This is a genomic window from Pseudomonas sp. S3_E10, assembly GCF_054667615.1.
This window is the reverse complement of record NZ_CP162743.1, coordinates 3,553,946-3,571,472: the sequence shown is the minus strand read 5'-3', so window position 1 is coordinate 3,571,472 and position 17,527 is coordinate 3,553,946. Positions and strand designations below refer to the sequence as shown.

Below are 17,527 nucleotides of genomic sequence, written 5' to 3'. Positions count from 1 at the left end.
GTCTCGCTCCGTCATCGAGTTTTCGGTGATCGGACGTGCAAGTCCGACGACGGTAATACGCATAGCCTTAACTCTCTACGCCTGGGTTTATCTCAGGCGCTAAGTGTCATGGCAGCTGTACGCGGGAGGTCTTCGGATCTACCGGACTCCGTCTCGGTCTTGCACACCCGCGTACTGCTGCCACCCTAATTCGTGTGCAAGCGAACGGTTGCAGCTTCTTAACTGACGGAGAAGTTTCACCATGGTCAAAATCACCCCCGATCCACCCAAGCCCAACGCCGACTTCCCCAGCGAAGACGCCCTGCTCCACCGCCGTGCCATCGACTATTACCGCAAAGCGTGCGCCCCGGATGCGCCGACCTTCATCCTGAATGACAACCTGAGCCTGGAAGACGCCCTCGCCCATGCGGCGGATTTGCTGCATTGCGCGGTGGAGGCGGCGCATGCCTCGGGTGAAGTGATGAAGGCGCCGCAGCGGGCGGTGATGCATTTGGTGGAGATGGCCAAAGGCGTGGTGGACCAAGCCTTGGGCTGTGTGCAGCCTCGATAGGCGCCGCATAACTTAATGTGGGAGGGGGCTTGCTCCCGATGGCGGTGGGTCAGTGACAAATACATTGCCTGACACACTGCTATCGGGAGCAAGCCCCCTCCCACATTTGGACCTCCAGTGTTCTTGAGGTCGTGGCTGGCTTAGAACCCGCGATGTTTCTTCAAATGCTCATTGATCTTCGCCGCCGGCACTTTCTGCAAGGTGCATAGCAAATCGTGGGACAGCTCGCGCAGGCCGTGGGTCTGGCGCAGTTCCCGGGCCAGGTGCGCGGTGAGGTTGGCGGCCATTTCCGCATCCGCCAGCGCCCGGTGAGCCTGGCCGGTGTGGGGCAGTTTGGCGTAGGTGTTGAGAGTGCCGAGTTTGTGGTTCGGTGCCGCCGGCATGAGGCGCCGGGCCAGCAGCAGCGAGCAGGCGAATTTTTGCAGGCGGGTGCGGCGGATCAGGCCCAGCTCAAAGTCCCAGAACTTCTGGTCGAACGCGGCGTTATGCGCCATCAGCGGCGTGGTGCCGACGAATTCGTTGACCTCGTTCATCACCCGCTCGGCCGACGGCGCGCTGCGCAGCATGGCGTTGCTGATGCCGGTGAGTTGTTCGATAAAGCCCGGCACGCGTACGCCGGCGTTCATGAGGCTCTGGTAGCGATCGACGATTTGCCCGCGCTCAAGGATGACCACGCCAATTTCCGTGGCCCGGCAGTGGCTGCTCGGGGTGATGCCGGTGGTTTCAAAGTCGATGACCGCTATACGTTCCAAACCTGTTTCAACTCCGTTTAACGATTGATTGAGCCGCAGCGCTTACTTGAGCAGCAGCGCGCCTTCGATCGGCACGTAGCGGCTGGCGGCGCGTATCAATGAATTGGCCGTGAGCCCCGGCACGCCGTAGGCCACGGCGTGTACGCCATGCTTTTGGATGATGCGTTCGAGCAGCATGTCGAAATCACCGTCGCCGGAGGCCAGCACCACTTCGTCGACATGGTCGGCGGCGTCCATGATGTCAAGCGTGATGCCCACGTCCCAGTCGCCCTTGGCCGAGCCGTCGGCACGCTGGATATACGGTTTGAGTTTTACCGTAAAGCCCAGGTTGCGCAGGATCTGCTGGAATTGCTGCTGCTTGCTGTCGCCTCGGTCGATGGCATAGGCGTACGCCTCGACGATTTGCCCGCGTGCGCTGATGTCAGCCCACAGGGCCGCGTAATTGAAGTGGCAGCCATAGGCCTGGCGCACGGTGTAATAGAGGTTTTGCACATCGGCGAACACTGCAATTTTTTTCACCGCACTTCCCCATGACAGCCAGGCGCCAGCGCCCGGAAAGGGTGCCAGTATGCCAGCCGCGAGAAGGTTTCCGGGAAAATCAGCCCGGCGCGACGAAGCGCACCGGGCGTGGGGAGGGTCAGACGAAGGAATCGTCGTCGCCAAAGGAGGATGAGTCGTCGGAATAGTCGCTGTCGGCGAAGCTGTCCGAGTTGTTGGCGCCCCAGCTGTCATTACCGGCGAACTTCTGGTCGTCATTGCCCCAGCCACCCTGGTCGCTGGCCGGTGCCGGTTGTTCGATGATTTCTTCCACCACCTGCGGCTGCTGGTTGTGATGGAACAGGCTGCTGATGCCTTCGGCCAGCAACACACCGCCGGCCACACCGGCGGCGGTTTTCATCGCACCGCCGAGGAAACCGCTGCCCACGGGCGCGGCGGCGGCCGGTTGTTGCGGCGGTTGCTGATAGTTCTGCTGCGGTGCGGGTTGGCTGAATGCCGGCCGCGCCGGTTCACGCCAGCCACCTCCCGCGTTGCTCGGCGCAGGTTGCGCCTCTCGCGAGCCACCGCCAAAGATGCTCGACAAAAAACCGCCACCGCTTGGCGCGGCCGCCTGCGGGGATCTGGCGCGCTGCAGCTCCTGCTGCAATTGCTCGATCTGTTGCGCCTGTTGCTTGTTCTGCGCGTCGAGGCTTTTGAGTGCGTGTTCCTGCACCAGGATCGACTGGGTCATGTAGTACCCGGCGGCGGGTTGGCGAGTCATGTGCTCCTTGATCCGCGCTTCGGCCTGGGCGTCGCGGGGGGCTGAGTCCGTTTCGGCTTGCTGCAACCGTGAAAACAGTCCATCGATCAGGGTTTGCTCTTCGCTGTTCATGGCGACCTCGTTAGATTGCCGGTAAAAATCGTGGTCCTGCCTGTGATCAGGCCAGGTGCGCTCTAGTTATGGGGGTGTTACGAGTTGTTTCAATGGTCTTTACGCAAGGTTTACGTTTGCGCCCTACAGACCCTGATCGGTTAAAGTGTCGCCCTTGCTTTTAAGCCAGCGATGAACCCGATGAATCCGTTAGATGTATTGCGCGACTCCTTCCGTTTTACCCGGCATAACCTGGGCGCCATCGTGCAGTTGTGCCTGCCGCTGGTGATCCTCGAGGCCCTGTTGCAACAGGTACTCGACCACACGCTCGGCCCGGATGCCTTCCCGGGTTACAGCGTGGTGGTGGGGTTATTGGTGTACCCGCTGTACACCGGCGCCTTGATCCTGTTCCTCGACGCGCGCACCCGTGGCGAGTCGCCGCGTACCAAAGACGTATGGGCCATGGCGCTCACGCTGTGGCCGCGTTTTGCGGTGTTGACGGCCATGAGCACCCTGCTGATCCTGCTGGGCTTGTCGATGTATTTGCTGCCGGGCCTGTGGCTGATGGTGGTGCTGGCGTTTGCCGAGTATTTACTGGTGCTGCGCGGCCTGTCGGCGCTGGAGGCGATGAAGGAAAGCTTTCGCCTGACACGCGGGCATTTCTGGCGAATCCTGGTGTGCCTGCTGTGCGTGATGACCCCGCTGTGGCTGCTCAAGGGCGCCAGCGTCGCGGCCTATCCCAACCCGGCGCCATGGCTGGGCCTGTTGATGGATAGCGCCCACAGCTTCCTGCAATTGTTTACCAGTGTGGTGTTGTTCCGTTTATTCATGTTGATCGGTGGCGATGCCGACGCACGGTGATATGCTCCGTGCCATTCCTGAAACGCCATAAGCCGAGCCGATGACCCGTTTATTGCGCATCACCTTGCTGGGCCTGTTGATCATCGCAGGCCTGCTCACCGCCCTGATCTATAGCCTGACCTGGCGCCCCGCCGCCAAGGAGACCTTGCCGGTAAGCTGCGTCGCGCCGCGTGCGCCGACCCTGCTGCCGGGGCAGGCGCTCAAGGTGATGACGTGGAACGTGCAATATCTGGCCGGCAAGAACTATGTGTTTTGGTACGACACCGCCGACGGCAGCGGCCCCGATGATCGCCCCACCGTGGAAGACATGGCCGTGAGCCTGGACGAAGTGGCACGGGTGATCCGCGACGAACAGCCCGACATTCTGCTGTTGCAGGAACTCGACGAAAACGCCAAGCCCTCCCACTACCAGGACCAGCTTGCCCTGTTGCAAGAGCGCCTGGTCGACCTCTACCCCTGCAGCGCCCAGGCGTTCGACTGGAAGGCCGATTTTGTGCCCGACCTGCATATCTTCGGCAGCGTCGGACGCAAACTCGCGACCCTGAGCCGTTACCAGATCGAACACGCCGAGCGCCTGCAATTGCCGGCACCGGAGGCCAACCTGATCAGCCGCCAATTCCAACCCAAGCCGGCCTTGCTGCTGACCTACCTGCCGCTGAGCGACGGCGGCCAACTGGCGGTGCTCAACACCCGTTTGGACGCTGGCGCGCCGGGGCGCAGCGCGGTGCAGGAACAGGTGAAAACCACGGTCAAGCTGCTGGATAAATTCGAAGGCCGCGGTACGCCCTGGCTGATCGGCGGCGATTTCAACCTGCTGCCCCTGGGCCAATTCCTGCGGTTGGACGCCAGCAAACGCGGGCAGTATTCGCCGGACAGCGAGCTGCACCTGCTGTGGGATAAATACCCGATGATCCCGAGCAACAGCCAGTCCAGCGGTATCGATCGCGAAAAATGGCTGACGCACTTCCCCAATGACCCAAGCCTGGATGGCCCGGATCGCACCTTGGATTACCTGTTCTACAGCCCGCGGATCAAACGGGTGGACACCAAGGTGCGGCAGGAGGATACCTTGCGTATCTCCAACCATCTGCCGGTGATTGCCCGGTTCCTGTTGCCCGCCGCGCAATAACAAAACGCCGCAAAACCTAATGTGGGAGGGGGCTTGCTCCCTCCCACTTTTGGATCTTTGGCGTTACGGCTTTCGGGGTTTGATCCTGGCAGTCGGCTCTGCGATCAGCGGATCATCCGGCCAATAATGTTTCGGGTACCGCCCCTTCAGATCCTTCTTCACCTCGGCGTAGGTACTGCGCCAGAAGTTCGCCAGATCCTGGGTAACCTGCACCGGCCGCCGCGCCGGCGACAGCAGGTGCAGCTTCACCACCTGGCGCCCACCGGCAATGCGCGGAGTATCCGCCAGCCCGAACAGTTCCTGTAGGCGCACCGCCAGGATCGGCGGCTGTTCGCTGTAGTCCACCCGCACCGATGACCCCGACGGCACTTTCACATGCTGCGGCGCCAGTTCGTCCAGGCGCTGGGGCAGCGGCCAGGGCAGCAGGTTGTGCAAGTAGCTGGAAATATCCAGGTGGGCGAAATGGCTCAGGCGCGAGACTTTGCCCAGGTAGGGCATCAGCCAATGCTCCAGGCCGGCGAGCAACGCCTTGTCGCTGACGTCCGGCCATTCGCTGGTTTTACCCGCGTCCAATTGGCGCAGCAGCATCACCCGGGCCTGCCATTGGCGCAGTTCGGGGGTCCAGGGCAGCAGTTCCAGGCCTTTGCGGCGCATCAGGTTGACCAGCGCCTGGCTGCGGGCGTTTTCGTCGAGGCCGGTAAGGGGTTCGCGGCTGAGTACCAGTTCGCCGACTTTGCGCTGGCGCTCGGCGCGCAGCACGCCTTCACGCTCATCCCAATCGAGCTGATCGACGTTGCGCACTTGCTCGGCGAGTACCGTATCAAACAACGCCGGGTCAAAGTCCGCCGCGAGGTAGATGCGTTCTTCGCGCTGGCCCTGGCGGCTGCCGAGGTCGGCGATCACCAGCCAGGGTTGTTTCATCAGGCTGTCGGCTTCGGCGAACAGCGCCGCGCGGCCGTTGGCCAAGCGATATTCGGCGCCACCGGGACGACGTTGCTGGGCGACGCGGTCCGGGTAGGCCAGTGCCAGCAAGGCGCCCAGCCAGCGTGGGTGGTCAGGATCGGCCACGGGCTGCACGGCCTGGCCCCGCAAATAACCGCGATATTGCCGCGCCAGTTGCTTGGCCCGTTGCACGCCACCTTGAGTGGCGCGTGCGCGTTCTTCACCAGACAACAGCGCCAGACGGCTGTGCAAATCCGCACCGCCACCGCGCAAAATATCGCGCTCGCCCAACAACGCGGCGACGTCACAGGCCGTTGCCGCCAGCCCCAAAGCCTGCCCGCGCAGCAGTAGATGCGCGATACGCGGGTGCGCCGGCAGTTCGGCCATTTTGTGCCCATGGGCGGTGAGTTTTTCCTCATTCAACGCGCCAAGGCGCACCAGCAGATCCTGGGCCTGGGCATACGCGGCGGCCGGCGGCACATCCAGCCACACCAGTTGCGCGGGCGTGACGCCCCAGCGCGCCAGTTGCAAGGCCAGGCCTGCGAGGTCGGCGGCGAGGATTTCGGCACTGCCATAGGCGGCGAGCCCTTCGTGCTGGTCCTCGGACCACAAGCGATAACACACCCCCGGCTCCAAACGCCCTGCCCGGCCGGCACGCTGGGTGGCGCTGGCGCGGGAGATGCGTTGGGTGTCGAGGCGGGTCATGCCGCTGCCGGGGTCGAAACGCGGTACCCGCGCCAGCCCGGCGTCGATCACCACGCGCACGCCGTTGATGGTCAGGCTGGTCTCGGCGATGTTGGTGGCGAGCACCACTTTGCGCTTGCCGGCCGGCGCCGGGTCGATGGCGGCGCGTTGGGCGTTGAGGTCCAGTTCACCGTGCAGCGGGCACAGCAGCACATCCTGGCGATCACCCAGCGCGTCGGCCAGTTGCTGATGGACGCGGCGGATCTCGGCCTGCCCCGGCAAAAACACCAGCACGCTGCCGGTCTGGTCTTGCAAGGCTTCGAGGAGGGTCTGCACCACCCGAGGCTCAATGAATTCGCCCGGCTGGTACGGCCGGCCCCAGCGCATCTGCACCGGGAACATACGCCCTTCGCTGCGCAGGATCGGTGCGTCATCCAGCAGGCTGGCCAGGCGCTCGCCTTCGAGGGTGGCGGACATCAGCAGGATTTTCAGCGGTTGTTCATCGCGAAACAGCTCGCGGCCGTTCAGGCTCAGGGCCAGCGCCAGGTCGGCGTCGAGGCTGCGTTCGTGGAATTCGTCGAAGATCAAAAGCCCCACGCCGTCCAGCGCCGGGTCGTCCTGCAGGCGGCGGGTGAGGATGCCTTCGGTGACCACCTCGATCCGCGTGTTGGGGCCGACTTTGCTATCCAGGCGGATGCGATAACCCACTGTCTCACCGACTTTTTCCCCCAGTTCGCTGGCCAGGCGTTCAGCGGCGGCGCGGGCAGCCAGGCGGCGCGGTTCGAGCATCAGGATGGTTTGCCCGGCCAGCCAGGGCTCATTTAACAATGCCAAGGGCACGCGGGTGGTTTTACCGGCGCCGGGCGGTGCTTCCAGCACGGCTTCATGGCGGTTCGCCAAGGCGTCACGCAGGGCGGGTAAAACATCATCAATGGGCAACGAATTCATACTGGCTCCAAAGCAGAGCCGCGAGTATAACGGCGAACTGCCGCATGCCGACGCTGGTCTCAAGGTCAGTGTTATATAGTCGCGTACCAACCGAGTTCAGGAGAGTTTCCATGCGTATCGCTTCCCGTGTTATCGGCGGTGTTTTAGCCGTCACCCTGTTGAGCCAACTCACCGCCTGCGGTTCGATTTTCTACCCGGACCGCCGTGGCCAGATCGAAGGCAAAATCGACCCGACCATCGCCGTGCTCGATGCCGTAGGCCTGCTGTTTTATGTGATCCCAGGCCTGATTGCGTTTGGCGTCGACTTCGCCACCGGCGCGATTTATTTCGAGCCGGGCAAGACCGCCCAAGTCGCGCCGGAAAAACTCCACGAAGCCATCGGCGCCGACGGCCAGGTCGACAACGCCAAGCTGCAATCGATCATCCAGAAAGAAACCGGCCACAGCTTGCCGCTGGACGACCCGCGCCTGATCCAGTTCAAGGGCAGCGTGCAGCAACTCGCCACCCTGGGCCTGCAACCTGCCGCGTAAGGACTGCTTATGACCAGCAGTCCCGAACACGCCAGGCTCCTGCGCCTGGCCACCCGCGCCTCTGTCGGTGTGGCCTGTGTGCTGATCATTACCAAGGCGATCGCCTGGTGGTTCAGCGGCTCGGTGAGCATGCTCGCCGGGCTGACCGACTCGCTGCTCGATGGCGTGACCTCGTTGCTGAACCTGCTGGCGGTGCATTACGCGCTACGCCCGGCGGACGATGACCACCGCTATGGCCACGGCAAGGCGGAGTCACTGGCGGGCATGGCCCAGGCGTTGTTTATTGGTGGCAGTGCGGTGTTGATCGCGCTGCAAGCCTACGAGCGGTTGCACAACCCGCAACCGGTCGGTGCGCCGTGGTTGAGCATCGGGGTGATCGTATTTTCGCTGGTGCTGACCGTTGCGCTGCTGATGCTGCAACACCGGGTAATCCGCGAAACCGGTTCCAACGCCGTGCGCGCGGACTCGCTGCACTATCGCTCGGACCTGCTGCTCAACGGCAGCATCCTGGTGGCGCTGGTACTGGCCGCCATCGGTTTGCATCAGGTGGACGCCTGGTTCGGCCTGGGCATCGCGGCTTATATTTTGTGGAGCGCGATCCACATCGCCAAGGAAAGCTTCGCGGTGCTGATGGATGAGGAACTGCCGCCGGACGTAAGCCAGCACATGCTCGAACTGGCCCGTGGCGTGCCGGGGGTATTGGGTGCCCATGACTTGCGCACGCGCGTGTCGGGCAACCATTGGTTTGTGCAACTGCATCTGGAGTTGCCGGGCGAGTTGACGCTGTCTGTGGCCCATGGCATCAGCGACCAGGCCGCCGATGCCATTCACAACGCCTACCCGCGCGCCGAAGTGCTGGTACACGCCGACCCACGGGAAGTGGTCACCGGCAACAAGGCTTAATACTGCACCTGGTAACCGCGACTGCTCAGGCAGTTACCCTGGGCCTGGCGGTAGGTTTGCACCACCGCCGGGTCCGGGGCGTACGTGGTGGCCTGCGGGTCGAAACCGCTTTGCTGCACGGCCCAGCGATAACAGTCGTAACCGTCCTGCTGCACTTGGGCCGGTGACTGGCCGTTGGCGGGATAAGCCACCACGTCATAGCCGTTGCCTTGCGGCGCGGGCGGTGCCGACGGCACTTGCGCCGGCGGTTGCACCACCACGTATTGCTGGGAGCTTTCTTCGTAGGCGTAGTAGGCACCCGCGGCAAGAAACAACAACGAGCCCCCCACCCACACTTCACGCGCATAGTCCGGCAGGTAATGCACGCGGATGCCATAGGGCGGCGCCACTACGACGTAGCGCGGCCCCTGTGGACGGTACCAGTAGCCGCCGGAAAAAAAGTAGTCCTGCCCGCGATACGGCACGCGGAAATTGCGCTCGGGGAAACGATCCACCACATAGCCGGGCCGATACTGCGGGCCCGGCCCCCAGCCATTGCCATGACCGTCGGGGCGACCGGGCCAGCGATGGTCATCGGGGCGGCCATTGTTGAAACCGCCGCCGTTATTGCCGGGGCGCTGGCCAGGGCCGCCAGCCTCCCAATGTCGGTTGTCGTCATTGCGCCGGGGGATGTCGCGGTAGTAACCCTGGCGCGGCTCCTGGGTCTGACGCACGGTGTCGGGCCGGCTCTGGATCGGCAGGTTGTTCGACGGTTGCGGTTGCGGTGCCGGCCGGCTCGGCTCATTGCCTTGCGGGCGACCTTGCCACTGGCCGGCGCGTTCACCGTGAGGGTTCTGCGGGCGTGGCTGATTGTTCTCGGGGCGCGGCGGCGCGTTTTCCGGCCGTCGCCCGCCTTCGGGACCTCGCTCATGCTGGCCCTGCGGCCCTTGGCCCTCGCGAGGTGCGTTATCGCGCTCATCGGCCATTACCTGCGCGCCGACGCTGACCACCAGCAAACCAACACCTGCCATACGCCAGATGCGCTTCATGCTTTTCCTCACTGCGGGTTAGGGCTTACAGATGAGACTGGAAAAGCCTCGCCCGGTTCTGAGACAGGTTATCAGTCACGAGAAGTATTTTCTTAAGGCAAAAAGAAAAGGGGCGACCCGTCGGCCACCCCTTGAGAACTTCGTCCATGCTCAACGCTTTTGACGTTGGCTCACCTCACGCCGTCTGGTGGACAGTGTGCAGCCTGGAGGCCGGCTCAACCCTGCTGGGGTGGCGGCCGCAGCGGGCCTGATTGGGCGCGCTGCGTGGACTGTTGTCCAGGCGGTGATTCTGTTGATAAAGATACCCGCCCGCGCCCGACAGAGGATTGCGAAGATTGCGTCAATAAACAGTGCTTGCGCAATTTTTAACCCTTCATGGATAATTCATCGCAATAGTTACGACAAAGGCTAACCCAATGAGCAAGCTTGACCGATACGATCTGAGTATTTTGGCGGAATTGCAGCGCGACGCGAGGATCTCCAACCAGGAGTTGGCCGAACGCATCGGCCTGTCACCGTCGCCCTGCTCGCGCCGGGTCAAGCAACTGGAGGACGACGGCTACATCGCCCGCCAGGTCGCCCTGCTCGACCGCAAGATGCTCGGCCTGAGCCTCACGGCTTATGTGCTGATCGGCATGGACCGGCACACTCCCGAGCGTTTCGAGAACTTCGAAGCGGCCATCCGCACCCTGCCCCAGGTGTTGGAGTGCAGCCTGGTGACCGGCATGGATGCGGACTATCAACTGAAGGTGGTGGTCCCGGACATGGATCACTACCAGAAACTGCTGCTGGGCCACCTCACGCGGATTGAGGGGGTGACCAGCGTGCGGTCGAGCTTTGTGCTCAACCAGGTGCTCAACAGTACCGAGCTTCCCCTGACCCACCTGCGCACCTAAGATCAGTGAAGGTCAAATGTGGGAGGGGCTTGCCCCCTCCCACATTTGGATTGCGCTTCGATCCAGATCAATGTTGCGCCTGTAGCGCTGCCCTATACTTGCCGCCTGCCCCAACGGAATAGCCCATGGACAACATCGACCCCGCCCTCTTCGAAGAATGGATGATGACCGGCCTGGTCACGATCCTGATCATTTTCATGGGTTTTATCGTCTGGGACCTGGCGAAGAAGTCCAAGGCCGGGCGCTTTGGTTCGTTCATCCTGTTTTTTGTGCTGGGGCTGGGCGTGGCCGCGTTTATCATCAAGAGCGTGGTGATCGGCCTGATCGAGTCCGGCGCCTTATAAGCGCGCCGGCACGGCTTTCCATTGGCCCTGATCGAGGCCTTCGATCGACCAATCGCCAATGCGCACGCGCACCAGGCGTAACGTCGGCAACCCTACCGCCGCCGTCATACGCCGCACCTGACGGTTGCGCCCCTCGCGAATCACCAGCTCCAGCCAATGGGTCGGCACGCTTTTACGAAAGCGCACCGGCGGGTTGCGTGGCCATAACTGGGGCTCTTCCAATGGCCGCGCTTCGGCGGGCAAGGTCATGCCGTCATTGAGCTGCACGCCGTCGCGCAGGCGTTGCAATTGTTCTTCCGTCGGCTCGCCCTCGACTTGCACCCAGTAGGTTTTCGCCAACTTGTGCTTGGGGTCGGCAATACGCGCCTGCAACTGGCCATCGTTGGTCAGCAACAACAGGCCTTCACTGTCACGGTCCAGACGGCCCGCCGGGTAGATGCCGGGAATATCGATGAAATCCTTGAGAGTCGCCCGCCCGCCTTCGTCGCTGAACTGGGTCAGCACATCGAAAGGCTTGTTGAACAGGATCAGCTTGGGCTCGGCCGGCGGCGCCTTGGCGACACGACGAGCAGCGGAGTGCGGAGGTTTCACGCCAGGGCGGCGCGAATCAGGGCGAGCAGGACGGGACATGGCAAAGGAACATCTAACGGTCAGGGCCGACAATGCTAGTGGCCTGACCGTTAAATAACCATCCCAACCGCTTAGCGGAACGGGGGCTCGTCGAAGCTGCGCAGTTTGCGCGAATGCAGCGAGTTGAGTTCGGTGCGCAACAGGTCCACCGCTTCAATGCCGATCTTCAAGTGCTGGCTCACCGCACGCTCATAGAACGCGTTGGCCGAACCCGGCAGCTTGATCTCGCTGTGCAACGGTTTATCCGAGACACACAGCAACGTGCCGTACGGCACACGCAAACGATAGCCCTGCGCGGCGATGGTGCCGCTTTCCATGTCCACGGCCACGGCGCGGGACAGGTTGATCAGCGGCCGTTCCTGGGCCCAGCGCAGTTCCCAATTGCGGTCGTCGTAGGTCAGCACGGTGCCGGTGCGCAGACGTTTTTTCAGCTCTTCACCTTTTTCGCCGGTGACATTCGCCGCCGCCTGCTGCAACGCCATCTGCACTTCGGCCAGGGCCGGGATCGGAATGTTCGGCGGCACCACGCGGTCGAGGATTCCGTCGCGGCGCATATAAGCGTGGGCCAGTACGTAGTCACCGATGGTCTGGGATTGGCGCAGGCCGCCACAGTGGCCGATCATCAGCCAGCAATGTGGGCGCAGCACGGCGAGGTGGTCGGTGATGTTCTTGGCGTTGGACGGGCCTACGCCGATGTTCACCAGGGTCACGCCGTGGCCATCAGTGGCCTGCAGGTGATAGGCCGGCATTTGGTAGCGGTGCCAGACCACGCCGGCGGCGATGGCCGACGCTTCGCCGTGGTCCATGCTCTTGTCGATCACCACGTTGCCCGGCAACACCATGCGGATAAACCGCGGGTCGCTGCGCAGTTGCTCCAGGCCATGCAGGATGAACTGGTCGACATAGCGGTGGTAGTTGGTCAGCAGGATCCACGGTTGCACATGGCGCCAGTCGCTGCCGGTGTAGTGCACCAGGCGGCGCAGGGAAAAGTCCACGCGCGCCGCATCGAACAACGCCAGCGGCAGGGGGTCGGTGTTTTCCCAGTCATAGAGGCCATCGGCGATGCCATCGGTGGCGGCCGACAAGTCGGTGCTGGGGAACACGCGGGCCAGGGTCGCAGCGGTCACGCCGGAACCGGCCAGTTCGTCGCCCTGCTCCACCACGTACGGGTAGGGAATGTTCTGCTGGCTGACGCCCACTTCGACCGTCACGGTGAAGTCGTGCATCAATGGCACCAGTTGCTCCAGCAAATATTTACGGAACGCCGACGGATGGGTGACGGTAACGCTGTAGGTGCCCGGCAATTGCACCTTGGCATATGCCCGGGTGGTCTGTGGGACTTCGCCGTGGCAGTGGTAGGTCAAACGCAGTTCCGGGTAGCGAAACAGTGCGCGTTGCGCGGCGTCGGGTTCGACGCGGTCCTTGAGATATTGCTTGAGGGCCTGGTTGAGCGCGCCGGTGGCCCGCTCATGCAGAGCGGCCAGCCGGTCCACGGCTTCTTCGGCGGTTTGAACGACAACAAAAGCTTCGGTCACGGTAAGCATCCTGTGTTCTGACGTGCAGGCCTTTATCTTGCCTGTATCCAGGGCTCACCGAAACAGCAGAGTTGGAATGCAATCCAATGTGGACCGTGTTTACATAGGTGAATGAGGGGTTGAGCGGGCGACGATGGCTGCCACATCCACACCACGCGGCAACGCCCCATACACCCGCCCGGACGACTCGCCCAACCGACTGGCAATAAACCCATCACTGACCGCCGCATTCCCGGCTTCCAGCAACAACTTGGCCTGCAACGCCACGGCAATATCCTCGGTCAGTTGGCGTGCACGGTATTGAATATCCTGAGTGTCCATAAACGCCGACTTGAGCTGCTCGATACGCCGCGCCAGTTGCCTGTCGCCGTGTCCATCACCAAGCTCGACAAACAACACCTCCAGCACGCCCGGCTCTTTCGACAGCGCACGCAACACGTCCAGGCACTGCACATTGCCGGAACCTTCCCACGTGGAATTCACCGGCGCCTCACGGTAGAGGCGCGGCAGGATGCTGTCCTCCACGTAGCCGGCACCGCCCATGCATTCGGCAGCTTCGTTGATCATCGCCGGCGCGCGCTTGCAGATCCAATACTTGCCCACCGCCGTCACCAACCGGGCGAACTTGGCTTCCCGCTCATCGCCCAAGTGGTCCAGGGCGCGCCCCATGCGCATGCTCAAGGCCAGCGAGGCCTCGCTTTCCAACGCCAGGTCGGCGAGCACGTTTTGCATCAGCGGTTGTTCGCTGAGCACGCGCCCGCTGACCGAGCGGTGGGCACAATGATGGCTGGCCTGGGTCAACGCCTGGCGCATCAAGGCGCTGGAGCCGACCATGCAATCGAAGCGGGTCATGGCGACCATCTCGATGATGGTGGGTACGCCACGGCCTTCTTCACCCACCATCCAGGCCAGTGCGCCACGCAATTCCACCTCGCTGGAAGCATTGGAGCAATTGCCGAGCTTGTTTTTCAGGCGTTGGATGTAGAACTCGTTGCGAGTGTCATCCGGACGCTGCCTGGGCAGTAGGAAACAGGTAAGGCCCTTGTCGGTCTGCGCCAGGGTCAGGAACGCATCGCACATCGGCGCCGAGCAAAACCACTTATGGCCAACCAGTTCATAGGCTTGCCCAGGGCCGCTCGCGCCTACCGGATAGGCGCGGGTGGTGTTGGCGCGCACGTCGGTGCCGCCCTGTTTCTCGGTCATGGCCATGCCGATGGTGGCGCCCGGTTTGTGGGCGATGCCGACGTTGCGCGGGTCGTATTCGGTGCTGAGGACTTTTGGCAGCCAGGTCTTCGCCAGGTCCGGTTGCAGGCGCAGCGCCGGGACGCAGGCGAAGGTCATGGTCAGCGGGCAACCGGTGCCGGCTTCGGCCTGGCTGTGCAGATACGTCAGGGCGGCGCGAGCCACGTGGGCGCCGGATTGCGGATGGGCCCAGGGCAGCGACGGCAGGCCGTGTTCGACGGCGGTGCGCATCAGCTCGTGGTAGGCCGGATGAAACTCCACCAGGTCAATGCGATGGCCATAGCGGTCATGGCTGCTGAACACCGGCTTGTACTGATTCGCCAGGAACCCGGCCGCCATCAACGGCCCACCGGCCAGCGCACCGTAGGCATTGATGCGTGGCTCTGCCCAGCCGGCACCAAAGCGGCGCGACCAGTCTTGCAAGGGCAGATCGATGCGGTACAGGTTGGTGCCGTCCAGGGACGGCGGCTGGTTGGTGACGTCGTGGGTTTCGGCAAACGGGTGCGGGTGCATGACGGGCCTCCTGGAAAAAAGGCCGCGTTTGGATGGGGCCTGAAGGTCAGTTAAGCACCGTAACCTGGCTTAAAAAAGTGGCATACCCGCCGAATTGACGGCGCTTTCACCCTCCATTACAGCCAGAACCCGGCGCTCCAGTACCCTCTGCAACGCGTCGAAGCGTACGGGTTTGGCGAGGCGCTCGGAGATGCCGATGCCCTCGCAGTGCTCACGCTCAGCCACGTTCAGCGATGGGCTCACAGCGATCACCGGCAGCTCGCCGCAGCCCGGCAGTGCACGGATCTGGCAGCACAACGAGAAATCACCTTCAGGCATATCCAACAGCACGCCGTCGAAATTGCCCGCCTGCAACGCCCCTAAAGCACTCGGGCCGCTGTCCACGGTTTTCACCCGGTAACCAAGCTTGAGCAACATGCCGCGCACCACCAGTTGCCCGACACTGTTGTCATCCACCAACAGCACCGTGCACTCCTGGGGCGAGCGCTGGTGATCGGGCGCGGGTTTAGGCTCGGACGCCACCGGGCTGACGCACAGGTCCAACTGGAACCGGCTGCCTTTGCGCGGTTCGGAGTGATGGGTGAGCCGCCCGCCCAACAACTCGATCAGTTGCCGGCAGATGGCCAGGCCGATACCTAGGCCACCGTATTCGCGGGTAGTGGAACCATCAAGCTGGAAGAAGCGCTGATACAGCGTGGCCTCGTCGAGAAAGGCAAAACCGATACCGGTGTCCGTGACGATAAAGCTCAGGCGCAAGCCGCCATCACTCTCCGGCACGCCCACCACACGCAGGCGCACGGCACCTTGGTGGGTGAACTTGAAGGCGTTGTCCAGCAGGCAGTCCAGACACTGAAGCAGCTTGTCGGCGTCACCGCGCACGCGGTCCGGCAGTTCATCGGCCACGTCGATGGAAAACGCCAGGCCTTTGCTCTGGGCGCTGGCATTGAATTGCTGGCGCAGGCTGTCGAGCACGCCGCGCAGGCTGAACACCTGAGGCTGGGCACTCAAGCGCCCGGCCTGCAATTCGGTCAGGGTGAGGATGCCGTTGACCATGCGCATCATGTCCCGCGCCGAACCGGCGGCGGTTTGCTGGTACTGCGCCAGGTCGCTGTCCAGGGGCACGGTTTGCATCAGCTCCAACGAGCCGATCACCCCGTTCATCGGCGTGCGCAGTTCGTGGGTCAGGGTGGCGAGGAATTCATCCTTGAGCCGGTTGCTGCGCGCCAACTGTTGGTTGAGCACTTCGAGCTTCTGGCTCGCGTCGAGCAGAATCTGCGCCTGTTGTTCACGCATTGCGTTGATGCGGTCGGCCAGGGCCAGGGAAAGCAGCGCCACTTCAATCGCCGAGCCGATCTGGCTGGCGTACATCGTCAGGAACACATTAGGCAGGTAGCCCAGCACCATCAGTGTGTTCACCACCCCGCCCAGCAGGAACGCCGACCAGGCGATGATGAAATAGCGCGCCACCCGCTGGCCGCAGTACCAGGCATTGATGGCGGCCACAAAAATGCTCAGGGTGAAGACCAGCGCCAGGCCCGTAGCCAGGCGCAGCGCCAGTGCGTAGCTGGTCATTAGCGACAGCAACATCACCACCGCGCCGCAGGCCACCAGCGCCAGCAGCAGGCGGTTGATCCAGCGACTGTGTTGCGCGGTGTGCAGGAAACTGCGCGCAAACAGGCTGCCAAACAGCGCCGATGCACCGATCAGAAAAGGCGTCGCGGCATTCGCCCACCAGGGGTTGTTCGGCCAGAAGTACTCCACCGCCGCGCCGTTGACCGACAACTGGTACATGCCGAACGAGGCGATATAGAAGATGTAATAGAGGTAGCTGGTGTCGCGCACGCTGAGGTAGATAAACAGGTTGTACACCAGCATTCCCAGCAGCACGCCATAGATCAGGCCCAGGACGTAAAGGCGCAACGGCTGTTGCTCAAGGTACGCCGTGCTGGACCAGAGGGTCAGCGGCGCCTGGATCGAGCCTTCGCTTTGCAGGCGCAGGTAAACGGTTTTCGCCTCGCCGGGGGTGAAGTCGAGCTTGAACAGGTAGTTGTTCTGGCGAATCTCACGGGCCGAAAACGGCAACGCATCCCCGGTGCGCCCGGCCAGGCGATAGGTGCCGGTGCTGTCGGGCTGGTACAGGTCGAGGTGGTCCAGCGGCGGGTAAGCCAGTTCCAGCAACCAGGTGCGCTGGGCCTCGCGGTTCTGAGGCAGGTAGTGCAGGTCGACCTTGAGCCAGAACACCGAGCGCGAGTAGCCGGCGTTGAGCGTGTCTTTTTCGTGGGGCTTGAACTGCCGGGCGGCGGAAGGTGCGCTGACCTGGGCAATGGTGAGGGCATCGGTCGGGTCTTCGAGCACTTGCATGGCTCGGCCCAGCGGCAGGCTGCGCGTGTCCTGGTTGAACTCGATGGCGCTGGCGAGCATCGGTAGCCCGCACAACAATAAAATCAGCAAATAGCGCATAGAGCCCCAGCGTGGCCTGTCCGGTCGTGTCAAAAGCCCCCATTCCTTTTGAGCAGACGTACACCGGCAATACAGTTAAGTTGTTTGGATCCACTCTAGCATAGCCGGCAAAGGCCATTGGACACCATTGAAGATTTCCCACAAAGGCTCTAGTACAAGGCTTACAGAGCGCTGTAACGATTAATTGCGCATCCAAAAGCACTATTTCCCGTCAAAAATCCCCCTTCGCCCG

At 62.7% G+C, this 17,527-nt stretch carries 16 protein-coding genes; 7 read left to right on the top strand and 9 right to left on the bottom strand.

Annotated features, from left to right (window positions below):
• Positions 1-241 precede the first annotated feature (241 nt).
• Complete coding sequence (locus tag AB4N98_RS16335) at positions 242-550, top strand: DUF3077 domain-containing protein (protein WP_460148808.1); 309 nt, start codon at positions 242-244, stop codon at positions 548-550.
• A 140-nt stretch (positions 551-690) separates the two neighbouring features.
• Here AB4N98_RS16335 and AB4N98_RS16330 read toward each other — a convergent pair whose 3' ends face one another.
• From AB4N98_RS16330 to AB4N98_RS16320, 3 genes are all read right to left on the bottom strand, one after another.
• A complete protein-coding gene (locus AB4N98_RS16330; RefSeq protein ID WP_017528904.1) occupies positions 691-1,302 on the bottom strand; it encodes a 3'-5' exonuclease in 612 nt (203 codons plus the stop codon).
• 42 nt (positions 1,303-1,344) lie between these two features.
• Positions 1,345-1,821, bottom strand: coding sequence for a LabA-like NYN domain-containing protein (locus AB4N98_RS16325; protein WP_017528905.1), 477 nt, complete (start codon positions 1,819-1,821; stop codon positions 1,345-1,347).
• 118 nt (positions 1,822-1,939) lie between these two features.
• Complete coding sequence (locus AB4N98_RS16320; protein ID WP_065876747.1) at positions 1,940-2,671, bottom strand: DUF2076 domain-containing protein; 732 nt, start codon at positions 2,669-2,671, stop codon at positions 1,940-1,942.
• A 180-nt stretch (positions 2,672-2,851) separates the two neighbouring features.
• On the opposite strand from AB4N98_RS16320, the gene AB4N98_RS16315 reads away from it, so the two are divergent.
• Positions 2,852-3,511 carry a YciC family protein gene (locus AB4N98_RS16315; RefSeq protein WP_017528907.1) on the top strand — a complete coding sequence of 220 codons (660 nt, stop codon included), beginning with the start codon at positions 2,852-2,854 and terminating at the stop codon, positions 3,509-3,511.
• 40 nt (positions 3,512-3,551) lie between these two features.
• Positions 3,552-4,640, top strand: coding sequence for an endonuclease/exonuclease/phosphatase family protein (locus tag AB4N98_RS16310; protein ID WP_017528908.1), 1,089 nt, complete (start codon positions 3,552-3,554; stop codon positions 4,638-4,640).
• 63 nt (positions 4,641-4,703) lie between these two features.
• Here the strand turns inward: AB4N98_RS16310 and hrpB are convergent, their stop codons facing one another.
• Positions 4,704-7,214, bottom strand: a complete 2,511-nt coding sequence (gene hrpB, locus AB4N98_RS16305; RefSeq protein ID WP_065876746.1) for an ATP-dependent helicase HrpB — start codon at positions 7,212-7,214, stop codon at positions 4,704-4,706.
• Positions 7,215-7,324: 110 nt separating this feature from the next.
• On the opposite strand from hrpB, the gene AB4N98_RS16300 reads away from it, so the two are divergent.
• Both AB4N98_RS16300 and AB4N98_RS16295 read left to right on the top strand, forming a co-directional pair.
• Positions 7,325-7,744: a hypothetical protein gene (locus tag AB4N98_RS16300; RefSeq protein ID WP_017528910.1), complete on the top strand. Its 420-nt coding sequence runs from the start codon at positions 7,325-7,327 to the stop codon at positions 7,742-7,744.
• Positions 7,745-7,753: 9 nt separating this feature from the next.
• A complete protein-coding gene (locus AB4N98_RS16295) occupies positions 7,754-8,647 on the top strand; it encodes a cation diffusion facilitator family transporter (protein ID WP_017528911.1) in 894 nt (297 codons plus the stop codon).
• Here the strand turns inward: AB4N98_RS16295 and AB4N98_RS16290 are convergent.
• A complete protein-coding gene (locus AB4N98_RS16290; protein WP_460148805.1) occupies positions 8,644-9,675 on the bottom strand; it encodes a DUF6515 family protein in 1,032 nt (343 codons plus the stop codon). The two genes, AB4N98_RS16295 and AB4N98_RS16290, sit on opposite strands and share 4 nt — an antisense overlap.
• Before the next feature lie 416 nt (positions 9,676-10,091).
• On the opposite strand from AB4N98_RS16290, the gene AB4N98_RS16285 reads away from it, so the two are divergent.
• The gene (locus AB4N98_RS16285) at positions 10,092-10,571 is read left to right on the top strand and encodes an Lrp/AsnC family transcriptional regulator (protein WP_003194418.1); all 480 of its coding nucleotides are present in this window, start codon (positions 10,092-10,094) and stop codon (positions 10,569-10,571) included.
• Between the two features lie 134 nt (positions 10,572-10,705).
• A complete protein-coding gene (locus tag AB4N98_RS16280; protein WP_025999909.1) occupies positions 10,706-10,915 on the top strand; it encodes a DUF2788 domain-containing protein in 210 nt (69 codons plus the stop codon).
• On the opposite strand, the gene AB4N98_RS16275 is transcribed toward AB4N98_RS16280, so the two are convergent.
• From AB4N98_RS16275 to AB4N98_RS16260, 4 genes are all read right to left on the bottom strand, one after another.
• Complete coding sequence (locus AB4N98_RS16275; RefSeq protein WP_017528914.1) at positions 10,910-11,545, bottom strand: pseudouridine synthase; 636 nt, start codon at positions 11,543-11,545, stop codon at positions 10,910-10,912. The two genes, AB4N98_RS16280 and AB4N98_RS16275, sit on opposite strands and share 6 nt — an antisense overlap.
• 71 nt (positions 11,546-11,616) lie before the next feature.
• Complete coding sequence (gene amn, locus AB4N98_RS16270) at positions 11,617-13,089, bottom strand: AMP nucleosidase (RefSeq protein ID WP_003176267.1); 1,473 nt, start codon at positions 13,087-13,089, stop codon at positions 11,617-11,619.
• A gap of 90 nt (positions 13,090-13,179) precedes the next feature.
• Positions 13,180-14,835, bottom strand: coding sequence for an acyl-CoA dehydrogenase family protein (locus AB4N98_RS16265; protein WP_065876741.1), 1,656 nt, complete (start codon positions 14,833-14,835; stop codon positions 13,180-13,182).
• A 69-nt stretch (positions 14,836-14,904) separates the two neighbouring features.
• The gene (locus AB4N98_RS16260; RefSeq protein ID WP_137220295.1) at positions 14,905-17,295 is read right to left on the bottom strand and encodes a hybrid sensor histidine kinase/response regulator; all 2,391 of its coding nucleotides are present in this window, start codon (positions 17,293-17,295) and stop codon (positions 14,905-14,907) included.
• Between the last annotated feature and the right edge of the window lie 232 nt (positions 17,296-17,527).